The sequence below is a fragment of the Rhizobium sp. BE258 genome, from assembly GCF_031457345.1.
GTDB lineage: Bacteria > Pseudomonadota > Alphaproteobacteria > Rhizobiales > Rhizobiaceae > Rhizobium.
Genome location: NZ_JAVDWL010000008.1, coordinates 48,215 through 66,833, shown reverse-complemented (window position 1 = coordinate 66,833; position 18,619 = coordinate 48,215). Strand labels below are relative to the sequence as shown.

Sequence of the window (18,619 nt, the reverse complement as noted above, 5' to 3'; positions counted from 1 at the left end):
CAAATGTGACAGCCGCGACCCGCCTCGCCTATGCGCTGCCCGCCGCCCCGCTCGCAGCGCTCGGCCTGCCGCTCTATGCCGTCGTTCCGACCTATTACACCGAGACGCTCGGCCTGCCGCTTGCGGCCGTCGGGCTGACGCTGCTGCTGGTCCGTGTCTTCGATGCGGTCTGCGACCCCATTATCGGCTTGCTTGCCGACCGCTACCGGCCGAGATTCGGGCGACGGCGGTTCTTCTTCGTGCTGTCGCTACCGGTGGCGGCGATCGCGGCACTGGCGCTCTATGCTCCGCCTGCCGGTGCGACAGTGGTCTGGCTCGGTCTCTGGGGCTGTCTTCTATCCCTCGGCTTTACGCTGGCGCTGGTGCCCTATTCGGCCTGGGGCGCCGAACTGGTGAGCGATTATGCGGGGCGGACATCACTTGCCGCACAGCGCGAAGCGACGACGCTGGTGGGAACCCTGATCGCGATCGTCCTGCCCTTTGCGATCGGCCTTGATCCGGCGGGCGGGATTTCGGGATTGGCCGTGCTTGGCATTGCCGTCGCCATTTCGCTGCCGGTGATCGGCGCCTTCACGCTCTGGAAAGTCCCGGAACCTTCGGACCATACGGCTGCGATACTCGTCTGGCGCAAGGGGCTCGGCTATCTCGCGGCCAACCGTCCATTTGTCCGGCTGCTCTCCGCCTATTTAATGAACGGGCTTGCCAACGGAATACCCGCCACGCTGTTTCTTTATTTCGTCTCTGCGAGGCTCGGCATGCCCGAGGCACGCGGTCCGCTGCTTTTCATCTATTTCCTTGCCGGAATAGCCGGGGTGCCGCTGGCGGCGTTTGCCGCCAGACGGGCAGGCAAGCACCGCGCCTGGTGTCTGGCAATGATCGCCGCTTGTCTGGTGTTTGCAACGGCACCTCTGCTGCCTCCGGGTGCCATCTATTCGTTCGGCCTTATCTGTGTCCTGACCGGGCTGATGCTGGGCTTCGATCTGTCGCTGCCGCCTGCGATGCAGGCCGACGTGATCGACGAGGATACGGCGAATTCGGGCGAACAGCGCAGCGGCCTCTATTTCGCCGCCTGGGGACTGGCGACCAAGGCCTCGTTGGCCGTGGCTGCCGGACTGGTGTTTCCAACCCTGGCGTTGTTCGGCTTCGATGCCGCGAAGGGAGCAGAGAACGCTCCTGCTGCGCTGACGGCGCTCGGCGTCATCTACGCATGGGTGCCGATCGCACTGAAGCTCGGCGCCGTCGCATTGATGTGGAATTTTCCGCTCGACGAGGCGAAGCATCGCGAGTTGCGCCATCGGATCGAAAGCCGCTGATCACTCGGCCGGATGTGGAGTGACGGGGTGATGGCTGTGCTTTCCGACCGGCCGTTCGCTCCAGCCGGTGGAGCGGTTGAGCAGCCAGAAATACAGGCTATAGGGCAGCATGCGCAGCAACTTCAATTGATAGGTGAAGCGCTTCGGGAAGCTGATCTCGAAGGATTGGGATTTGAGGCCGGCGGCGATCTCCGACGCCGCTTCCTCGACGGATATCAGCGACGGCATCGGGAACTCGTTCTTCTGCGTTGCCGGCGTATCCACAAAGCCCGGGCAAATAACCTGGATGCGGATGCCCATCTTGTCGAGGTCGAACTTCAGGCTTTCGGCCATATTGATGAGCGCGGCCTTGCTGGCGCCGTAGGCAGCGCTTGTCGGCAGGCCGCCATAGCCCGTGACCGACGATACGATGGCGATCTGTCCCTGCCCCTTGCCCTTCATGTGCCGGACGGCAGGCACCAGACAGTTGACGACGCCGGAGAGGTTCACCGCAAAGGTCTTTTCGAAGTCGGCAATATGCAGCTCTTCGGCATGAACGGGCAGATAGACACCTGCATTGAAGATCGCCATGGCGAGCGCGCCGTGTTCATATTCGATTGAGGCGAGCACATGTTCCATGTCCTCGGCATCGGTCACGTCACCATCGAGAACGATGATGCCGCCCGGAAGGCCGTTGGCTTCGGACTGCAGTTCGGCGAGCTTTTCGTGATCCCGGGCAGTGACGGCAACCTTGTAGCCCTCGCCTGCGAGCTTCAGCGCCAGAGCCCGGCCAATGCCGGAGCTGGCGCCTGAAATCCAGACGATGCCGTGTTCGGGGCGGGCAATGAAATCGCGCATATGAAATACCTCCAGGACTGCCGGATTCAACACCAAACCACGTCCGGAAGTTCCCCGAGTGCTCCCGGATTCAAGCTCATATCACGCTATTGTGGCTGCTTTCAGCCGATCAGATCGCCGATCAGCTGGCGGAACGATCCCGTGAGCTTGATCGGTGCATCGAGCACGGAAAAAGCAATGCACGGACGCTCCTTTTCGGCGACCGGCCGGTGGTCGAGGGTCTCGTCGGCAACGGAAATATCGCCCGGCCCGAAGCGGCCCCGTTCATCGATGAACGCGCCGTCTAGGATGAGGATCAGCTCCATGCCCTTATGGGTATGGGCGGGAAGCGCACGGCCGGGACGGATCCACATCAGGCTGACCTCGCAGCCATCTATATCCGTCGAATATTCCTTGAATCCGGGGAGTTTGGTCTTCCACGGCACGGTATCGGCATCGAAGCCAACAAGCTCACGGATGGGGCGTGGGAAGACAGGCTTGGCAGAGTTCGGCATGCGGGCAGCCGATGGCATGTCTTTTGAAGCAAAGATCGCCTGCAGGCGCTGGTCGCGATCGGCGATCGGCGTGCCGTCCGTCAGCTCGAGGGCTTCGCCGGCGAGCAGCTCTAGATCCGTCACCAGGCCGCGGTTATCCGGCTTCAGTTCCAGGTGGGACGCCACGAGCACGCGCGCCGGTTCTGGCAATGAACCGGCGACATAATGCGCCATCAATGCATCGACACTGTCTATATGCTCATGAACCATATCGGCTTCGGCCACGCCCTGTTCCTGCGCTCCGCAATTGCTTGTCGTCGTCCATACGCGGAAAGTCAATCTTCGGATCACCCGCCACTTTTGGGGCCGACTTCGAGACTTCCCGAAACTGAAGACTAATTTTACCGGCGCGGGCAATGGCGAGGAATAGCATTTCTTGCCAACCCTGCCTTGTGAAGGGAAAAGACCGTTCTTACAGTAAGAGCTCCAAAGAGGCAGATTCCATGACCTTCTACCCCTCCGTGATCGAAGCGATCGGCAACACCCCGCTCATCAAGCTGAAGGGCGCGTCAGAAGCGACCGGCTGCACCATTCTCGGCAAGGCTGAATTCCTCAATCCGGGCCAGTCGGTGAAGGATCGCGCCGCGCTCTACATCATCCGCGATGCCGAGAAGAAGGGTCTGCTGAAGCCCGGCGGCGTGATCGTCGAGGGGACCGCCGGCAATACCGGTATCGGCCTCACCGTCGTCGCAAAGGCGCTTGGCTACCGCACCGTCATCGTCATTCCCGAGACGCAGAGCCAGGAAAAGAAGGATGCGCTCAGGCTGCTCGGCGCTGAACTCGTCGAAGTGCCTGCCGTCGCTTACAAGAACCCGAACAACTACGTCAAGGTTTCGGGACGTCTTGCCGAACAGCTGGCAAAGAGCGAACCGAACGGCGCCATCTGGGCCAACCAGTTCGACAATGTCGCCAACCGTCAGGCACATATCGAAACCACAGCCAGGGAAATTTGGCAGGATACAGACGGCAAGGTCGACGGCTTCATCTGCGCTGTCGGTTCCGGTGGCACGCTGGCTGGCGTCGCGGCTGGTCTGAAGGGCTTCAACAAGGACATCAAGATCGGCCTTGCCGACCCCGAAGGCGCGGCACTCTACGAATTCTACAAGAACGGCGAACTGAAATCCTCGGGCTCCTCGATCACCGAGGGCATCGGCCAGGGGCGCATCACCGCCAATCTCGAAGATTTCACGCCTGATTTTGCCTATCAGATCACCGATGCCGAAGCGCTTCCCTATGTCTTCGATCTTGTCGAGCATGAGGGGCTTTGCCTCGGCGGATCGACCGCGATCAACATCGCCGGTGCCGTTCATCTCGCACGGGATCTCGGACCAGGTCACACGGTGGTGACAATCCTCTGCGACTACGGCAACCGCTACCAGTCGAAGCTTTTTAACGCCGACTTCCTCAAGTCCAAGGGCCTGCCGGTTCCGGGCTTCATCAAGTCCGCGGCAGATCTCAACATACCCTACGAACCAGCAGCGTGAGACCCGATGCCAGTCAATGCCCTCTACCGTGACGACTTCTACCTTTCGACATCGGAGGCGGTCGTCACCGCCGTTCACGACGATGGGGGCATCGAACTGGACCAGACCTGCTTCTACGCGACATCGGGCGGACAGCCCGGTGACACAGGCTTTCTGGAACGCGAAGACGGCTCGAAGATAGCGCTCGGGCAGACGAAGCATGGCGCCGCCAAGGATATCATCATCCATGTGCCGCTCGACGGGCAGCCGGTTCCCGCAGTCGGCGAAAAGCTGGTGCTGCATGTCGACTGGCCGCGCCGCTACAAGCTGATGCGGATGCATACCGCCTGCCATCTGCTCTCCGTCGTCTGCTCCTTTCCGATCACCGGCGCCGCCGTCGGTGAGGACGAAAGCCGTGTCGATTTCGACATGAGCGAAACGATCGACAAGGACGAGGTGACGGCAAAGATGATGGAGCTGGTGAACCAGAATCATCCCGTCTATCTGCAGTGGATCACCGAAGACGAGCTTGCCGCCAACCCTGGTATCGTCAAGTCAAAGAACGTGCGCCCGCCAATGGGTCTCGGGCGCGTCAGCCTTGTCTGCATAGGCGAGAATTCCGCGATTGACAGCCAGCCATGCGGCGGGACACATGTGTCGGAAACGCAGGAAGTCGGGCAGATTCACATTGCCAAGATCGAAAAGAAGGGCAAGGAAAACCGCCGCTTCCGCATTCGCTTCGGCGCTCCCGGCGACGAGGCGTAAGGCAGCCGTTTAAAGGCTGCATCAAGAGATCAGGGAGAGCAGAATGAGTGAAGACAAGAGCCGCTTCGTCGTTTCGGCCGATTGGCTGCAGGGCGAGCTTGGAAAGCCTGATCTGCGTATCCTCGACGCCTCCTTCTATCTGCCGGCACAGAAGCGCGACGCCGATGCCGAATATGCGGCAGGCCATATCCCGGGTGCGATCCGCTTCGATCAGGACAAGATCGCCGATCACTCGACCAATCTTCCCCATACAATCCCCTCGCCCGGCTATTTTGCCACTGAGGCGGGCAAGCTCGGCATCAGCGAGAACGACCGGATCGTCGTCTATGACGGCATCGGCATGTTTGCCTCGCCACGCGTCTGGTGGCTGTTCCGGGTGATGGGCGCAAAGAACGTCTTCGTGCTCGACGGTGGTCTCGATGGCTGGAAGGCCGAGGGACGTCCGCTGGAAACGGCAAAGCCGGATTATGCGGCTGCGACCTTCAAAACCAACTATGACGAGGCCCGCGTGGTCACGCTCGATCGCATGCGCGACATCGTTTCGAGCGGCGCGCTGCAGATCGCCGATGCCCGCAGCGCCGGACGCTTTGCCGCCGCCGAGCCCGAGCCGCGCGCAGGCATGCGCTCCGGCCATATGCCCGGCGCCCGCAGCCTTCCCTCCGGCGTCTTCGCCACACAGGGCCGCTTCAAGTCGCTGCCCGAACTAAAGCAGACGATCGAGGACGCCGGCATCGACCTGTCGAAGCCCGTCGTCACGTCCTGCGGTTCTGGCATCACCGCGGCGATCATTACGCTGGCGCTGGAATCACTCGGCCATACCGACAACAAGCTCTATGACGGCTCATGGAGCGAATGGGGCAGCCGCGACGACACGCCTGTCGTCACCGGCCCGCCCGATCCGATCAAGGCTTGAGCGCATGGCAAAATCCCCTTCGTCGCTCTCCGCCCATATCACTCGCCTTGAAATGACCTCGCCGCCAAAGGCGAGCCTGCCGATGCCCGTCAATATCCAGACGGCCATCATGCGGACGACCGAGATCCCGCTGCCCTTCTACCGCCACCTCTACCGGCAGGTCGGGGCCCGCTGGCAATGGGTCGATCGTCTTCGATTGAGCGACGAGCAGCTGACCGCAACGCTGCACGACAAGCGCAACAATATCAGCGTGCTCTATGTCAACGGTGCACCAGGCGGCTTCTATGAGTATTTCTGTCAGGACGAGGACACGATCGAGCTGTCGCATTTCGGCCTGATCGAACACGCGCTCGGCCTCGGCATCGGCAAATGGTTCCTGCTCCAGGCACTCTATGCGATCTGGACGCTGAACCCGAAGCGGGTGCTGACGACGACCAACAATCTCGATCATCCCCGCGCCCTGCAGCTCTACCAGATGTTCGGCTTCTCCCCGGTTTCGACCGGCACCGGCATCGTCCGGCCGCTGAGCGACAAGGAATTGCTGGAGCTGGCGAAACGCGGCTGACCGCAACCGGAATACACCCTGGGTTGCCGACTGAAGTGCAACTCAAGATGGATTAACGATCTGCGAAGCGCTATTCTCTTCCTCATCAGAGGGAGAGAAGACAATGCCGATAGGTATCTACAACCACCCGCTTTTCGGGGTCGTGAAATTCAAGACGCAGCATAACGATTGGCGGCGTGGCGACCCGATCACGTTCATCGATGGCTTCAGCTCATCCGATGTCGTCAACGTTACCGTACCGCAGCTACGGCGAATCCCGCATACCAACGGTGGCGTCATCAAATTCCACAAGCGCGGTCAGAACCAGCTGCTGGCAGCATTTGAGGACATCGAGCGGCTCGGATTGCTGAAGCATATCGACAGCTGTGCAGGCGCTTTCCATCAGCGGCTGAAGAAGCCAGTATCTGGGGCGCTGAGCAAGGAGCCATCCAACCACTCATTTGGGATCGCTATCGACCTCAACTCGGACGACAAATGTCTCGGCTGCACGACCGCACCCCTTGCGCCGGTTTTCCAACACCACGGCTTTCGCTGGGGCAAAGCTTTCAACGATCCGATGCACTATGAGATCGTCAAGTTCATCGACAACGACGCGCCGTCGGTCAAGGACGTGACGATGAACGTGAACAGCAATCCTCTCGCAGCGGATGTGAAGAGCATATTCGGCGATCTTTTCGTGACGGTCGCGGATGTCGGCAAGATACCGGGGCTGAAGGTTACGGATATCGGGCCGTCAGAAGTCGCTGTGGATGCGGCTCATAGCAGCGAGACATTCCCAACACTGCGGTTCGGAGAAGTGAGTTTCGCGCCCCTGCCACAGATCCTGGGGTTTGCAGGCCTGAAATCGGTCTTCGACAACGGCGCGAAAATTCTCGACGCTGACAAACTCGCTTAGCGAAACCTCACAGGAATCGGGTGGTTCGCTTCCTGATAAAGGCGCATTTCATGGCGGACCCCTGAGGAGACCGCCATGACCGATATCCGTTTTTCCGCAATGCCGACTGCCGACGCCGAACAACTCTGGAATGGCGGCACCGATTCCTATGGCTTCCTGCCGGAAACGATGGTGTCCGATGGGCCCGGCCATCCCTGCCGTCACTGCCTTGGCAATATCGATGCCGGAGAAGAATTGCTGGTTTTCGCCTACCGGCCGTTTCCCGAGATGCAGCCCTATGCCGAAACCGGGCCGATCTTCCTGCACAAGCGCCGTTGCGAGCGTTACCAGGCCGAAGAGATCGTCCCGCCCGTTCTCAGCAGTACCGACTACATCGTCCGCGGCTATTCCGACAACAACCGCATCGTTTACGGCACTGGCGCGGTAACGCCGACGCGTGATATCCCGGCCTATGCCGGTGGCCTGCTGCAGCGGCCTGGTATCGCCTATGTGCATGTCCGCTCGGCACGCAACAACTGCTTCCAGTGCCGCATAGAAAAGGCGCCGGACTCTCGCGAAGCCGGCGCCTTCATCTAACGTAGCGTGATGGGAATTACGCTACGTTGAGGACGCTTTCCGGCGCGTAGGCTTCGTAGCCCAGTGCTTCAGCAACCGGCTTGTAGGTGACGCGACCCTTGTGGACGTTCAGGCCGTTGCGCAGGTGCTTGTCTTCGGCAATGGCGCGCAGGCCGCGGTCGGCGAGCGCCAGGCCGTGGACCAGCGTTGCGTTGTTCAGCGCATGCGCCGAGGTGACGGGCACGGCGCCCGGCATGTTGGCGACGCAGTAGTGCACCACGCCGTCGACTTCATAGGTCGGCTCGGAATGGGTCGTTGCATGTGAGGTTTCGAAGCAGCCGCCCTGGTCGATGGCGACGTCGACGATGACGGAGCCCTTCTTCATGCCCGAGAGCATTTCGCGGGTGACGAGCTTGGGCGCGGCAGCGCCCGGGATCAGCACGGCGCCGATGACGAGGTCGGCCGAGAACACTTCTTCCTCGAGCGCCTGGATGCTGGAATAACGCGTGTGGACGCGGCCGTTGAAGATATCGTCAAGCTGGCGCAGGCGCGGCAGCGAACGGTCGAGAATGCTGACATCGGCACCCAGACCGGCCGCCATCTTGGCGGCATGCAGGCCGACGACGCCGCCGCCGATGACGGTGACCTTGGCAGGCAGAACGCCGGGGACGCCGCCAAGGAGAATGCCGAGGCCGCCATTGGCCTTCTGCAGCGCGGTGGCGCCAGCCTGGATCGACAGGCGGCCGGCAACTTCCGACATCGGCGCGAGTAGCGGCAGACCGCCGCGCTCATCGGTAACGGTCTCATAGGCGATCGCGGTCACGCCGGAGGCGAGCAGACCCTTGGTCTGTTCCGGATCCGGCGCGAGATGGAGATAGGTATAGAGAAGCTGACCGTCGCGAAGCTGCGCCCATTCGGAGGGCTGCGGCTCCTTGACCTTGACGATCATATCGCACTTTTCGAAGATGTCCTTGGCCGTGGCAGCGATCTTCGCGCCGGCGGCGGCATAGGCGGCATCATCGGCACCAATGCCGGCGCCTGCCTTGGTTTCGACCCAGACTTCATGGCCATGGGCGACATATTCACGAACCGAAGCCGGTGTCAGACCGACACGATATTCATGGTTCTTGATTTCCTTCGGGCAACCGACACGCATTAGGCGTTCCTCTCATTTTGAGCCCGCTTGGTGCGGGCGTTTTCAATGGACAAATCCAACCACCGCTGCTGCGAAATGTCCTTGCAAAGAGGAGTTGCCTGACGACTGTTTTTCGAAGATTGTGCGGTTTCATGAATTCAAACCGAAGGTTCTTCGAATGTCTGAACTCGACAGTATCGATCTTGCGATTCTGAGAGCGCTTCAAGCAAACGCCCGGATTACCAACGCCGAACTTGCCAACAAGGTGGGCCTCTCGGCTTCGGCCTGTTCGCGGCGTCTCGATATCCTCGAAAAGAACGGAGCGATCGCCGGCTATCATGCCCGCCTTTCCAACAAGGTGCTCGAATACAAGATGATCGCGATCGTCCACATCTCGCTGTCGGGCCAGTTCGCCAAGACGCTGTCGGAATTCGAACTGGCGGTGAAGCGCTGTCCGAACGTGCTGGTGTGCTATCTGATGTCGGGCGAATACGACTATATCCTGCGGGTCGCCGCCCGCGATCTCGAAGACTACGAGCGCATCCACCGCGACTGGCTCTCGGCGCTGCCCCATGTCGTGAAGATCAATTCCAGCTTTGCGCTGCGCGAAATCTTCGACCGGCCGAATGTCGGCTTCTGAGACCTTGCAAAGCACCGGGAATCCTGACCAAGCTTGTGCCAAGCGGACACTCCCAATGCCTGACTGCAAGACATGAAATCCAAGACGCAAGGCTATATCTTCGTCCTTCTGGCGCTGACGATCTTTTCGGCACAGGATGCGATCTCCAAGCATCTCGGCGGCCTCTACCCGCCGATCTTTGTGACGATGATCCGCTACTGGGCCTTTGCGCTTTTCACCATCCTGCTGGCCTCCAAGATGCGCGGCGGCATCCGACAGACGGCGCGCACCAAGCGGCCGCTGCTGCAGGTGACACGCGGCGTACTGCTCGCCGTTCAGGTCGTGCTTGCCATTACCTGCTTTGCGGTCATCGGGCTGGCGCATTCGCAGGCGATCTTTGCGGCGACGCCGATCATCATCGCCCTGCTCTCCATGCCGATCCTCGGTGAGCGCGTCGGCTGGCGGCGCTGGACGGCGATCGGCGCCGGGCTTTTCGGCGTCCTGCTGATCCTGAAACCGGAGGGCGAGTTCTTCGACGTCAAGCTGATGCTCGCCATCGTCTCGTGCTTCATCTTCGCCTTCTATGTCATCGCCACGCGTCTGGTGTCGCGCGACGACAGCTCGATGACCAGCTTCTTCTATACCGGCGTCGTCGGCGGCATCACCATGACGCTGATCGGTCCCTTCTACTGGACCTGGATGCTGCCGGGCGATTGGGGCTGGATGGCGCTGGTCTGCATGACCAGCATTTCCAGCCATTATTTCCTGATCCGCGCCTACGACATGCTGGATGCGGCAGCCGTGCAGCCGCTCACCTATCTGCAGCTCGTCTACGCCTCGATCCTCGGCGTCACCATTTTCGGCGAGAGCATCAGCCTGACCACAGTCATCGGCTCGGTGATCGTCGTGGCGGCTGGCATCTTCACCATCTGGCGCGAGCATGTGGTGTCGCGGCAGGCCGCCAAAGCGCATTAGATTTCGTGCAATTTTATCGAACTGTCTAAAAAGATTTCAATTTTCCGTTGCTACAGTTCCCTCAAATCGTTTTGGGGAGCTGTATGACACGCAATCTGAACATCATCACCCGCAAGTCCGAGCGCAAGCGCTGCCGCATATTCGGCAAGCTGCGCTATCTGAACCAGATCATCGACGCGCGCATCGTCGATCTGTCGACGACAGGCATCGCCGTCGATCTTCGAACGCCGGTCGCTGCCTCGTCGGGCAGCCGCGTCTATATCGAAGCCGAAGACCTGGGAACGCTGGACGGAATCATCCGCTGGAGCCACAACGGCCGCCTCGGCATTCACTTCGATCCGAACTCGAACGCGCGCGCCAAGGTCGCATCCTACTTCCGCTTCTTCCACCGCGACGTGAAGCCGGTATTGGCGCGCTGACGCAATCCTGAAGCCATCACCGTGGATCGGCCCGCTTTCGACCGCGTGCCGATCCACTGTCATTTTACGGATGCACTCCCGTGCAAATCATTCTACGTTCGACCCCGGGCTGGGCGTTGCGTGATTTTTTGAAGGAGTGTTTGATGTCTTCCATTCTCGATTTGCACCCGATTAGCCGCAGGTCTCTGCTGAGCGGAATCGCCGCAACCTCGGCCCTCGTCCTGCTCCATCCCTTCACCGCCCGCGCCGCCGCCAACCAGGCGCATCTCAGGCTGATGGAAACGACGGACATTCACGTCAACGTCTTCCCCTACGACTACTATGCCGACAAGCCGAACGACACGATGGGGCTTTCACGCACCGCGACAATCATCGATTCGATCCGTGCGGAGGCCGCCAACTCGCTGCTGATCGACAATGGCGACGTGCTGCAGGGCAATCCGATGGGCGATTACATGGCCTATCAGCACGGCATGAAGGATGGCGATGTCCACCCTGTGATCAAGGCGATGAACACGCTGGGCTACACCGTCGGTACGCTGGGAAATCACGAATTCAACTACGGTCTCGACTTCATGTTCAAGGTGCTTGGCGGCGCCAACTTCCCGTTCGTCTGCGCCAACCTGACGAAGGGGCAGCTCGCCTCCGATCCGAAGAAAGACGACCTGTTCTTCAAGCCCTACATGATCGTCGAGAAGCAGATCAAGGATGGGGCCGGTAACGAAAGCCCTGTGAAGATCGGCTTTATCGGCTTCGTGCCGCCGCAGATCATGCTCTGGGATATCAAGAATCTTGAAGGCAAGGCGCAGACCCGCGATATCGTCGAGGCCGCCAAGGCCTGGGTGCCCGTCATGAAGGAAGAGGGTGCGGATATCGTCATCGCGCTGTCCCACTCCGGTATCGACGGCACTGCACCCTCAGAGAAGATGGAAAACGCCTCGCTCTATCTGGCTGCCGTCGATGGCATCGATGCGATCTTCACCGGCCACCAGCATCTGGTCTTCCCCGGCCCCAAGACCTGGGACGGCATTGCCAATGCCGATCCGGTCAAGGGTACGCTGCATGGCAAGCCGACTGTGATGGCCGGTTTCTGGGGATCGCATCTCGGACTGATCGACCTGCTGCTGGAGAAGGACGGCAAGAGCTGGAAGATCGTCGATTTCACTGCCGAGGCGCGACCGATCTATCACCGCGACGAGAGCAAGAAGGTGGTGGCCGACGTCGCCGACAAGAAGGAAGTGGTGCAAGCCGCCAAGGCCGAGCATGAGGCAACGCTTGCCTATGTCCGCACGCCTGTCGGCAAGACTTCAGCGCCGCTCTACTCCTATTTCGCGCTGGTCGCCGACGATCCCTCCGTGCAGATCGTCAGCCAGGCACAGACCTGGTACATCAAGCAGATGCTCGCCGATACCGAGTTTAAGGATCTGCCTGTTCTTTCGGCAGCAGCGCCCTTCAAGGCCGGTGGCCGCGGCGGCGCCGATTACTATACCGACGTTCCGGCGGGCGACGTGGCGATCAAGAATGTCGCCGACCTCTATCTCTATCCGAACACCGTGCAGGCGGTCGTCATCACCGGCGAGCAGGTGAAGAACTGGCTGGAAATGTCGGCCGGGATGTTCAACGAGGTGAAGGTGGGGTCCAAGGATGCGCCGCTGCTGAACAATGACTTCCCGTCCTACAATTTCGATGTCATCGACGGTGTCACCTATCAGATCGACCTGTCGCAGCCGCGCAAGTACGACAATGACGGCAAGGCGGTGAATGCGGCTTCGAACCGCATCCAGAACCTGCAATTCGAAGGCAAGCCAATCGATCCGAAGCAGAAGTTCGTGGTGGTGACCAACAACTATCGCGCCGGCGGCGGCGGCAAGTTCCCCGAGATCGCCTCCGACAAGGTGGTATTCCAGGCGCCGGATACGAACCGCGACGTGATCGTCCGCTTCATCCACGATCAGGGCACGATCAATCCGTCGGCTGACGGCAACTGGACCTTCAAGTCCCTGCCCGGCACCACCGCCATCTTCGAAAGCGGGCCGAAAGCGAAGCAGTTCCTGGGTGACATCAAGGGCGCCAAGATCGAGGAAGCTGGCGATGCCACCGAGGGCTTCGCCAAGTTCCGGCTGGTTCTCTAAGGCGATGACAATCTGAGGAAGGAGGCCGGCGGCAGCGCCGGCCTATTCTGCCGCTTCCTGCACCGAGGTCAGCGCGGCAAGCTGCTCCTGGAATTCGCTGTGGCTCGGGCACATCGACAGGAGATTGCGGAAGCGATCGATCAGCCAGGCGGTGGCCGGACCCGGGGGATTGGCGATCTTGTGAAGACTGTAGATCGGGTACTCGCCCTGCTCATAGGCAGGAAGATCGAGTTGCACGAGCTTGCCGGAATTCAAATCGTCGCGTGACACCGAAGCCGGCAGACCACCCCAGCCGAGACCGCCTGCAATCAGCTGGTGCTTGATGGCGATGTCGCTGACGCGCCACGTCCGGTAGGACAGCACGTTGAAATCGCGGCCGTTGGTGATGCCAGACGTATCGCGCACCACCATCTGAACCTCTTCGCGGACATCCGAAAGCGTCAGAGGACGGCGAAGCTTAGCGAGCGGATGGAAGGGCGCGGCGACGGGGATCATGAAGGAATGGCCGATCCGCTCTGCAACCAGCGTATCGTCCTGCTTCATAAGTGCGCCGCCGATGCCAACGGTCGCATCGCCGGTTGCCACCATGTTCATGACTTCACCGAGTTCGCCGACCATCAGGTTGACGGTCACCGACGGGAATTTGACACGGAATTCGCGTAGCACCATCACCACGGCCTGCGACGGCACCATGACGCTGATCGCGATCGACAGCTCAGCCTCCAGCCCTTCCTTCAGGTTTTTCACGCGGGCGCGCATCACTTCCAGATCGGCAACAAGGCGGCGCGCGTCGGCGAGCATCGCATGACCGGCCTTTGTCAGCTTCGGCTGGCGGGCGCCGGAGCGCTCGAAAAGCTCGACCTCCAGCTGCGCCTCAAGATTGGCGATCGTGTAGCTGATCACCGATTGCGCACGGTTCAGCACGCGCGAGGCGGCCGAGAAGCTGCCGGTATCGGCAACAGTCAGAAACACCTGCAGCTGGTCGAGGGTGGGGTTCGGGAGCATATCTAATCCATCGATAATTTTGATCTATATTATCCCAGTTTTTTAGATAGCTGGCCAGACCTATTTCTCATCTCGAAGCCACGGCAAACCTCCCTGACAGCCGCGGCAAACCCAATTCGAAATGAGGAGCCTGCCATGTCTTCCATCCTTCTTCTGACCTCCAGCCCGCGCGCTGAATCGCTGTCGACGACGATCGCTGCCGATCTCGCCAACAAGATCGCCGCCCAGAATGCCGGCAGCGTCGTTGTTCGCCGCGACCTCGCCGCCAACCCGCTGCCGCATATCGATGACCTCTTCACTGCCGCGATCCGCAAGCCTGCCGACCAGCGCACGGCGCAGGAAGCCGAAGCCGTCAAGACCTCCGACGCGCTGGTTGACGAGCTGCTTGCCGCCGACACCATCGTCATCGGCACCGGCCTCATCAACTTCAACATCTATTCTTCGCTGAAGACCTGGATCGACAACGTTGCGCGTGCCGGCCGCACTTTCAGCTACACCGAAAACGGCCCCGTTGGCCTCGCCACCGGCAAGAAGGTCTATGTGGTGCTCGCTTCGGGCGGCGTCTATTCGCAGGGCCCAGCCGTCAGTATGAACCATGCTGTTCCGTACCTGAAGTCGGTTCTCGGCTTCCTCGGGATCACTGACGTCGAGACCATCTATGTCGAAGGCCTGGCCTTCGGTCCGGAAGCGGCCGAAAAGGCAATCGGCGCCGCCAAGGCCCGCGCAGAAGAAATCGCCCTCGCCGCTTAACGGCTCGACGCATCCCCAAGGAAAACGGCCGGTTCATCACCGGCCGTTTTTCGTTGTCAGTCTATGCCTTCGAAATTCAGCTGACCTTGACGAGACCAGAGCGGCCGACGACGCAGTTGCGGCCGCTCTTCTTTGCCTGGTAGAGCCGGTCGTCGGCGGCAGAGAGAACCGTCGTGAAGCTGACGCCGTCTTCGTCCGCCGTGGCGACGCCTATGCTGACGGTCACAGGCTTGCCGTCGGGCGTCTTGACGCTGGTGGCGATCGTCCAGCGGAGACGTTCGGCGACCAGCAGGCCTTCCTCCTGATCGGTTCCCGGGCAGATGGCGACGAATTCCTCGCCGCCGAAGCGGAAGACGCGGTCGGCCGAGCGCAGGATTGTGCCGAGGCGCGCGGCAATCGCCTTCAGCACTTCATCTCCCTGCAGGTGACCGAAATTGTCGTTCACGTCCTTGAAATGGTCGGCATCGATGATGATCACCGTTCCCGGCAGTCCCTGGCGCAGCGCCTCGCGGATCATCACCGGCGCTTCCAATTCCATGCGGCCGCGGTCATAGACGCCGGTCAGGATATCGCGTCCGCTGCGGTCGAGCAGATCGTTGTAGCGCTCGCGGAAGGTCAGATCGCCGAAGACGTCGCTGATCGAACGCGCCGAGGACGGCAGGCGGTCGCGCCTGACATAGATTTCGTAGACTGCAAACAGCACCGTGTAGATCAGGACGGCGAACATTTTCGCCTTCCAGCCATCCCAGAAAGCCGCCAGCGGCACGTCCATGAAATAATGCAGCGCGCCGAAGAAGCCGATCTGGTCGAAGGTCAGGAGCACGAAACCGCAGATCATGAAGCGCAGGATGACCTTGCGCCGGATGTAACGGCCGAGCCGCTCATAGAGCAGGATGATGCCGATCGAATCCAGGTAGAGCAGCGCCGTGCCCCAGATCATCAGCCAGCCCATTTCCTTGAGGAAACCGAAATCGGCCTCGTTGCCGGGCGAAAGCTGGATGGTGTGATGCAGCTGCAGGATCCAGGCGATCGCCACCGTCAGCAGATTGCCGATGAACAGACCGTAGATCGGCTGGCGGACGGTTGCGGCATCCTCCTGCAGATAGAGCATCAGGATCATCATCAGCTTGCCGGCAAAGAACACCGAAGAGCCCGGCGATGCCACGCCGAAGGGCAGCGAGACGTAGAAGACCGCCGCCAGATAGGTTTCCATGAAATGCATGACGCCGAGCGCGGCGACGAAGACGCCAAGGCCCAGGCGGTTTCTGAAATGCAGCAGCGTCACCATCAGCCCGAAATAGCCGATGGCTTCGAGGACGAAGAGGCCGAGATTGGTGGCTTCGATCATCGCGGCGCGCTCCCAGGCGAATTCCGCGCATCATTCACCGCCTGCGCAGGGCGCGCATGCGGGCGATGAGCCAGTCCGGATGGAGAGCGGGTTGGAGCAACCACGAAATGATCCTGCGATTCCCTTCGCAGCACCTTTGGCGGAAATCACTTAAAATTAAGTGACAGAAGCCCGTGTCCGGCGCTAGGCGAACCTAGACCTGGCGCTGCTTGACGCCGTCGCCGAAAAGCGACGCGCCGTGCTGGTCGATGATCTGCTGTGCCTTGCGCACGGTGCACTCGTTGGCATCGTCGAGCGAGGAGAACATATCGGCGCGGATGAAGGTGCGAACGAGCACATCCTCGCCTGCTCCCTTCTCGATCCGGCCTGCCAGACGGTACTGGCCGCCTTCCTTCTGCGGTTCGGCATAGATGGCGCAGTCGCCGTAGAGCTGCGGCTCAACGGATTTGCTGCTGCCGCTGCTCGCAGCCGCCTTGTCGCCGCCGCCTGAGAACATCGAAAAAATGCTGGAGAATATCGAAGCCATGTTTCGCCTTTAACACGAGGGCCAGCCGGCCGCAAAGTCAAATGATCAGGTTTGCCAGGATCTCGTTTTCGGTAATGTCCTCGAAGCCCATGCCCGATTTGTCGAAGTTCTCGATCAGAGTCGCGAAATTCTCAGGCGCCTTGGTTTCGATGCCGATCAGGATCGAGCCGAAATTGCGGGCCGTCTTCTTCAGATATTCGAAGCGGGCGATATCGTCATCCGGGCCAAGCATATTGAGGAAGTCGCGAAGCGCGCCGGGGCGCTGCGCCAGCCGCAGGATGTAGTATTTCATGAGGCCCGCGTAGCGCATGGCGCGCTCCTTGACATCGGGCAGGCGCTCGAAGTCGAAATTGCCGCCGGAGACGACGGCAACGATGGTCTTGCCGCGGATATCTTCCGGATCCATCGCCGCAATCGCCGTCAGCGACAGCGCGCCCGCAGGCTCGAGCACCACGCCTTCGACATTCAGCATTTCCGAGATCGTCACGCAGATCGCGTTCTCGGGCATCAGCATCACCTGATCGGCCGGAAAATCCTTCAACGCTGCGAAATTGAGATCGCCGATGCGGGCCACGGCGGCGCCGTCGACGAAGTTGTCGACCTTGGCGAGCGTCACCGCCTCACCCGCCTCGATACTGCGCTTGAGGCTCGCAGCGCCCGCCGGCTCGGTGAAGACGAAACCGGATTTCGGCACCACGCCATCCAGATAGCCGGTGATCCCGGCCGCCAGACCGCCGCCGCCCACCGGCATGACGATCATGTCGGGGACCTTGCCATCGGGTAGCTGCTGCATGATTTCGGCGGCCACCGTCGCCTGCCCCTCGATGATGTCCTCATGATCGAAGGGCGGCACCATGACGCCGCCGATGGCTTCCACGTGATCGCGGGCCGCCTTGTAGCACTGGTCGAAGAAGTCGCCATAAAGCTTGATGGTGATGAATTCGGCACCGAACATGCGCGTCTTGTCAATCTTCTGCTGCGGCGTGGTCACCGGCATGAAGACGACGCCAGGCACGCCGAAATGGCGGCAGACGAAGGCAAAACCCTGCGCGTGATTGCCGGCCGAGGCGCAGACGAAGGTGCGTCCTTCGCCGCCTTCGGCAATCGCCTTGCGGAAGAAATTGAAGGCGCCACGGATCTTGTAGGAACGGACCGGCGAGAGGTCTTCGCGCTTCAGCCAGATCTCCGCGCCATAGCGCGCCGAAAGATGATCATTGAGCTGCAGCGGCGTTGCCGGAAACAGGCTGCGCAGCGCCTCCCCGGCATTTTCAACATCCTGACGATTGACGGTCATCGGTCCATTCCTCATTTCGAGGGTCCGCTATGACATAGAGCGCGGGCCGAAAGAAAGCCTGAAAGCAGCCGCGGCGGTTCGGTTGCGGCAAGCATTTCTTAAGCCCGCTTTCCACAACACGGCGCGGACACGGTTTTTTGCAGTGCACCCAGGAGGCGGCGCTGCTAATGTGACGGAATGATAACACCGAAAATCATGAGACCGCTGGCCTGGCTGGTGCTGGCCGCGATCGTCTTCGTCACGATATCGCCGATCAGCCTGCGCCCGCACACGATGACCACGGTCGATTTCGACCGCGCGCTCGCCTACGCCGTTACCGGCTTCATCTTCGTGCTCGGCTATCCCAAGCAATGGAAGCTGATCGTCCTGCTGCTCGCCTTCGGCGCGATCGCCATCGAGGCGTTGCAATATTTCTCGCCCAGCCGCCACGCCCGCCTGCACGACGGCATTATCAAGGGCATCGGTGCCGCGATAGGCGCCATGGCCGCCCACGGCCTCCTGAAAATCCGTGCCCGCAAGGCGGCTCCCAAAGAGCCAGCGGACCCCGCCCCCTCCAGCGCCGCACTTGACTGAATCG

At 60.8% G+C, this 18,619-nt stretch carries 20 protein-coding genes; 13 read left to right on the top strand and 7 right to left on the bottom strand.

Annotation, left to right across the window (positions count from 1 at the left end; genetic code table 11):
• Positions 1–5 precede the first annotated feature (5 nt).
• Positions 6–1,313 (top strand): MFS transporter, encoded by a 1,308-nt coding sequence (locus J2X43_RS25130; protein ID WP_310298898.1) that lies wholly within the window; start codon positions 6–8, stop codon positions 1,311–1,313.
• On the opposite strand, the gene J2X43_RS25125 is transcribed toward J2X43_RS25130, so the two are convergent.
• Together J2X43_RS25125 and J2X43_RS25120 are read right to left on the bottom strand one after the other, a co-directional pair.
• Positions 1,314–2,150, bottom strand: coding sequence for an SDR family NAD(P)-dependent oxidoreductase (locus J2X43_RS25125; RefSeq protein WP_310298895.1), 837 nt, complete (start codon positions 2,148–2,150; stop codon positions 1,314–1,316). It lies immediately after the preceding gene.
• A 101-nt stretch (positions 2,151–2,251) separates the two neighbouring features.
• Positions 2,252–2,893 (bottom strand): ChrR family anti-sigma-E factor, encoded by a 642-nt coding sequence (locus tag J2X43_RS25120; protein ID WP_310299621.1) that lies wholly within the window; start codon positions 2,891–2,893, stop codon positions 2,252–2,254.
• A 233-nt stretch (positions 2,894–3,126) separates the two neighbouring features.
• Here J2X43_RS25120 and J2X43_RS25115 point away from each other — a divergent pair, with 233 nt between their 5' ends.
• The 6 genes from J2X43_RS25115 to J2X43_RS25090 all read left to right on the top strand — a co-directional run bounded on the left by J2X43_RS25115 (position 3,127) and on the right by J2X43_RS25090 (position 7,860).
• Positions 3,127–4,167 carry a cysteine synthase A gene (locus J2X43_RS25115; RefSeq protein ID WP_310298892.1) on the top strand — a complete coding sequence of 347 codons (1,041 nt, stop codon included), beginning with the start codon at positions 3,127–3,129 and terminating at the stop codon, positions 4,165–4,167.
• Positions 4,168–4,173: 6 nt separating this feature from the next.
• On the top strand, positions 4,174–4,911 hold the full coding sequence (locus tag J2X43_RS25110) for an alanyl-tRNA editing protein (RefSeq protein ID WP_310298889.1): 738 nt from the start codon (positions 4,174–4,176) through the stop codon (positions 4,909–4,911).
• A 43-nt stretch (positions 4,912–4,954) separates the two neighbouring features.
• Positions 4,955–5,824 (top strand): 3-mercaptopyruvate sulfurtransferase, encoded by an 870-nt coding sequence (sseA, locus tag J2X43_RS25105; protein ID WP_310298886.1) that lies wholly within the window; start codon positions 4,955–4,957, stop codon positions 5,822–5,824.
• Between the two features lie 4 nt (positions 5,825–5,828).
• Positions 5,829–6,389 (top strand): GNAT family N-acetyltransferase, encoded by a 561-nt coding sequence (locus J2X43_RS25100; protein WP_310298883.1) that lies wholly within the window; start codon positions 5,829–5,831, stop codon positions 6,387–6,389.
• Between the two features lie 103 nt (positions 6,390–6,492).
• Positions 6,493–7,284: a M15 family metallopeptidase gene (locus tag J2X43_RS25095; protein WP_310298881.1), complete on the top strand. Its 792-nt coding sequence runs from the start codon at positions 6,493–6,495 to the stop codon at positions 7,282–7,284.
• A gap of 75 nt (positions 7,285–7,359) precedes the next feature.
• Complete coding sequence (locus J2X43_RS25090) at positions 7,360–7,860, top strand: DUF1203 domain-containing protein (RefSeq protein ID WP_310298878.1); 501 nt, start codon at positions 7,360–7,362, stop codon at positions 7,858–7,860.
• Between the two features lie 16 nt (positions 7,861–7,876).
• Here the strand turns inward: J2X43_RS25090 and ald are convergent, their stop codons facing one another.
• Positions 7,877–8,995, bottom strand: coding sequence for an alanine dehydrogenase (gene ald / locus J2X43_RS25085; RefSeq protein ID WP_310298873.1), 1,119 nt, complete (start codon positions 8,993–8,995; stop codon positions 7,877–7,879).
• A gap of 157 nt (positions 8,996–9,152) precedes the next feature.
• Here ald and J2X43_RS25080 point away from each other — a divergent pair, with 157 nt between their 5' ends.
• From J2X43_RS25080 to J2X43_RS25065, 4 genes are all read left to right on the top strand, one after another.
• Positions 9,153–9,614, top strand: coding sequence for an Lrp/AsnC family transcriptional regulator (locus J2X43_RS25080; protein WP_112513844.1), 462 nt, complete (start codon positions 9,153–9,155; stop codon positions 9,612–9,614).
• Positions 9,615–9,686: 72 nt separating this feature from the next.
• The gene (locus J2X43_RS25075; RefSeq protein WP_310298869.1) at positions 9,687–10,568 is read left to right on the top strand and encodes a DMT family transporter; all 882 of its coding nucleotides are present in this window, start codon (positions 9,687–9,689) and stop codon (positions 10,566–10,568) included.
• Positions 10,569–10,651: 83 nt separating this feature from the next.
• A complete protein-coding gene (locus J2X43_RS25070) occupies positions 10,652–10,987 on the top strand; it encodes a PilZ domain-containing protein (protein ID WP_112513846.1) in 336 nt (111 codons plus the stop codon).
• Between the two features lie 143 nt (positions 10,988–11,130).
• Positions 11,131–13,119 carry a bifunctional 2',3'-cyclic-nucleotide 2'-phosphodiesterase/3'-nucleotidase gene (locus J2X43_RS25065; protein ID WP_310298865.1) on the top strand — a complete coding sequence of 663 codons (1,989 nt, stop codon included), beginning with the start codon at positions 11,131–11,133 and terminating at the stop codon, positions 13,117–13,119.
• Positions 13,120–13,161: 42 nt separating this feature from the next.
• On the opposite strand, the gene J2X43_RS25060 is transcribed toward J2X43_RS25065, so the two are convergent.
• A complete protein-coding gene (locus J2X43_RS25060; protein WP_112387932.1) occupies positions 13,162–14,124 on the bottom strand; it encodes a LysR family transcriptional regulator in 963 nt (320 codons plus the stop codon).
• 135 nt (positions 14,125–14,259) lie between these two features.
• On the opposite strand from J2X43_RS25060, the gene J2X43_RS25055 reads away from it, so the two are divergent.
• Positions 14,260–14,874 (top strand): FMN-dependent NADH-azoreductase, encoded by a 615-nt coding sequence (locus J2X43_RS25055; protein WP_112387931.1) that lies wholly within the window; start codon positions 14,260–14,262, stop codon positions 14,872–14,874.
• 76 nt (positions 14,875–14,950) lie between these two features.
• Here J2X43_RS25055 and J2X43_RS25050 read toward each other — a convergent pair whose 3' ends face one another.
• The 3 genes from J2X43_RS25050 to ilvA all read right to left on the bottom strand — a co-directional run bounded on the left by J2X43_RS25050 (position 14,951) and on the right by ilvA (position 18,042).
• Positions 14,951–16,222 (bottom strand): GGDEF domain-containing protein, encoded by a 1,272-nt coding sequence (locus tag J2X43_RS25050; protein WP_310298861.1) that lies wholly within the window; start codon positions 16,220–16,222, stop codon positions 14,951–14,953.
• Between the two features lie 193 nt (positions 16,223–16,415).
• Positions 16,416–16,748: an HlyU family transcriptional regulator gene (locus tag J2X43_RS25045; RefSeq protein WP_112387929.1), complete on the bottom strand. Its 333-nt coding sequence runs from the start codon at positions 16,746–16,748 to the stop codon at positions 16,416–16,418.
• A 37-nt stretch (positions 16,749–16,785) separates the two neighbouring features.
• The gene (gene ilvA, locus J2X43_RS25040) at positions 16,786–18,042 is read right to left on the bottom strand and encodes a threonine ammonia-lyase (RefSeq protein WP_310298857.1); all 1,257 of its coding nucleotides are present in this window, start codon (positions 18,040–18,042) and stop codon (positions 16,786–16,788) included.
• 195 nt (positions 18,043–18,237) lie between these two features.
• On the opposite strand from ilvA, the gene J2X43_RS25035 reads away from it, so the two are divergent.
• Positions 18,238–18,615: a VanZ family protein gene (locus J2X43_RS25035; protein ID WP_310298854.1), complete on the top strand. Its 378-nt coding sequence runs from the start codon at positions 18,238–18,240 to the stop codon at positions 18,613–18,615.
• Positions 18,616–18,619 lie beyond the last annotated feature (4 nt).

Coding starts and splice junctions, on each gene's coding strand:
- J2X43_RS25125 (WP_310298895.1), bottom strand. CDS start 2,150: ATGCGCGATTTCATTGCCCGCCCCGAACACGGCATCGTCTGGATTTCA.
- J2X43_RS25120 (WP_310299621.1), bottom strand. CDS start 2,893: ATGGTTCATGAGCATATAGACAGTGTCGATGCATTGATGGCGCATTAT.
- J2X43_RS25115 (WP_310298892.1), top strand. CDS start 3,127: ATGACCTTCTACCCCTCCGTGATCGAAGCGATCGGCAACACCCCGCTC.
- J2X43_RS25110 (WP_310298889.1), top strand. CDS start 4,174: ATGCCAGTCAATGCCCTCTACCGTGACGACTTCTACCTTTCGACATCG.
- sseA (WP_310298886.1), top strand. CDS start 4,955: ATGAGTGAAGACAAGAGCCGCTTCGTCGTTTCGGCCGATTGGCTGCAG.
- J2X43_RS25100 (WP_310298883.1), top strand. CDS start 5,829: ATGGCAAAATCCCCTTCGTCGCTCTCCGCCCATATCACTCGCCTTGAA.
- J2X43_RS25095 (WP_310298881.1), top strand. CDS start 6,493: ATGCCGATAGGTATCTACAACCACCCGCTTTTCGGGGTCGTGAAATTC.
- J2X43_RS25090 (WP_310298878.1), top strand. CDS start 7,360: ATGACCGATATCCGTTTTTCCGCAATGCCGACTGCCGACGCCGAACAA.
- ald (WP_310298873.1), bottom strand. CDS start 8,995: ATGCGTGTCGGTTGCCCGAAGGAAATCAAGAACCATGAATATCGTGTC.
- J2X43_RS25080 (WP_112513844.1), top strand. CDS start 9,153: ATGTCTGAACTCGACAGTATCGATCTTGCGATTCTGAGAGCGCTTCAA.
- J2X43_RS25075 (WP_310298869.1), top strand. CDS start 9,687: ATGAAATCCAAGACGCAAGGCTATATCTTCGTCCTTCTGGCGCTGACG.
- J2X43_RS25070 (WP_112513846.1), top strand. CDS start 10,652: ATGACACGCAATCTGAACATCATCACCCGCAAGTCCGAGCGCAAGCGC.
- J2X43_RS25065 (WP_310298865.1), top strand. CDS start 11,131: ATGTCTTCCATTCTCGATTTGCACCCGATTAGCCGCAGGTCTCTGCTG.
- J2X43_RS25060 (WP_112387932.1), bottom strand. CDS start 14,124: ATGCTCCCGAACCCCACCCTCGACCAGCTGCAGGTGTTTCTGACTGTT.
- J2X43_RS25055 (WP_112387931.1), top strand. CDS start 14,260: ATGTCTTCCATCCTTCTTCTGACCTCCAGCCCGCGCGCTGAATCGCTG.
- J2X43_RS25050 (WP_310298861.1), bottom strand. CDS start 16,222: ATGATCGAAGCCACCAATCTCGGCCTCTTCGTCCTCGAAGCCATCGGC.
- J2X43_RS25045 (WP_112387929.1), bottom strand. CDS start 16,748: ATGGCTTCGATATTCTCCAGCATTTTTTCGATGTTCTCAGGCGGCGGC.
- ilvA (WP_310298857.1), bottom strand. CDS start 18,042: ATGACCGTCAATCGTCAGGATGTTGAAAATGCCGGGGAGGCGCTGCGC.
- J2X43_RS25035 (WP_310298854.1), top strand. CDS start 18,238: ATGAGACCGCTGGCCTGGCTGGTGCTGGCCGCGATCGTCTTCGTCACG.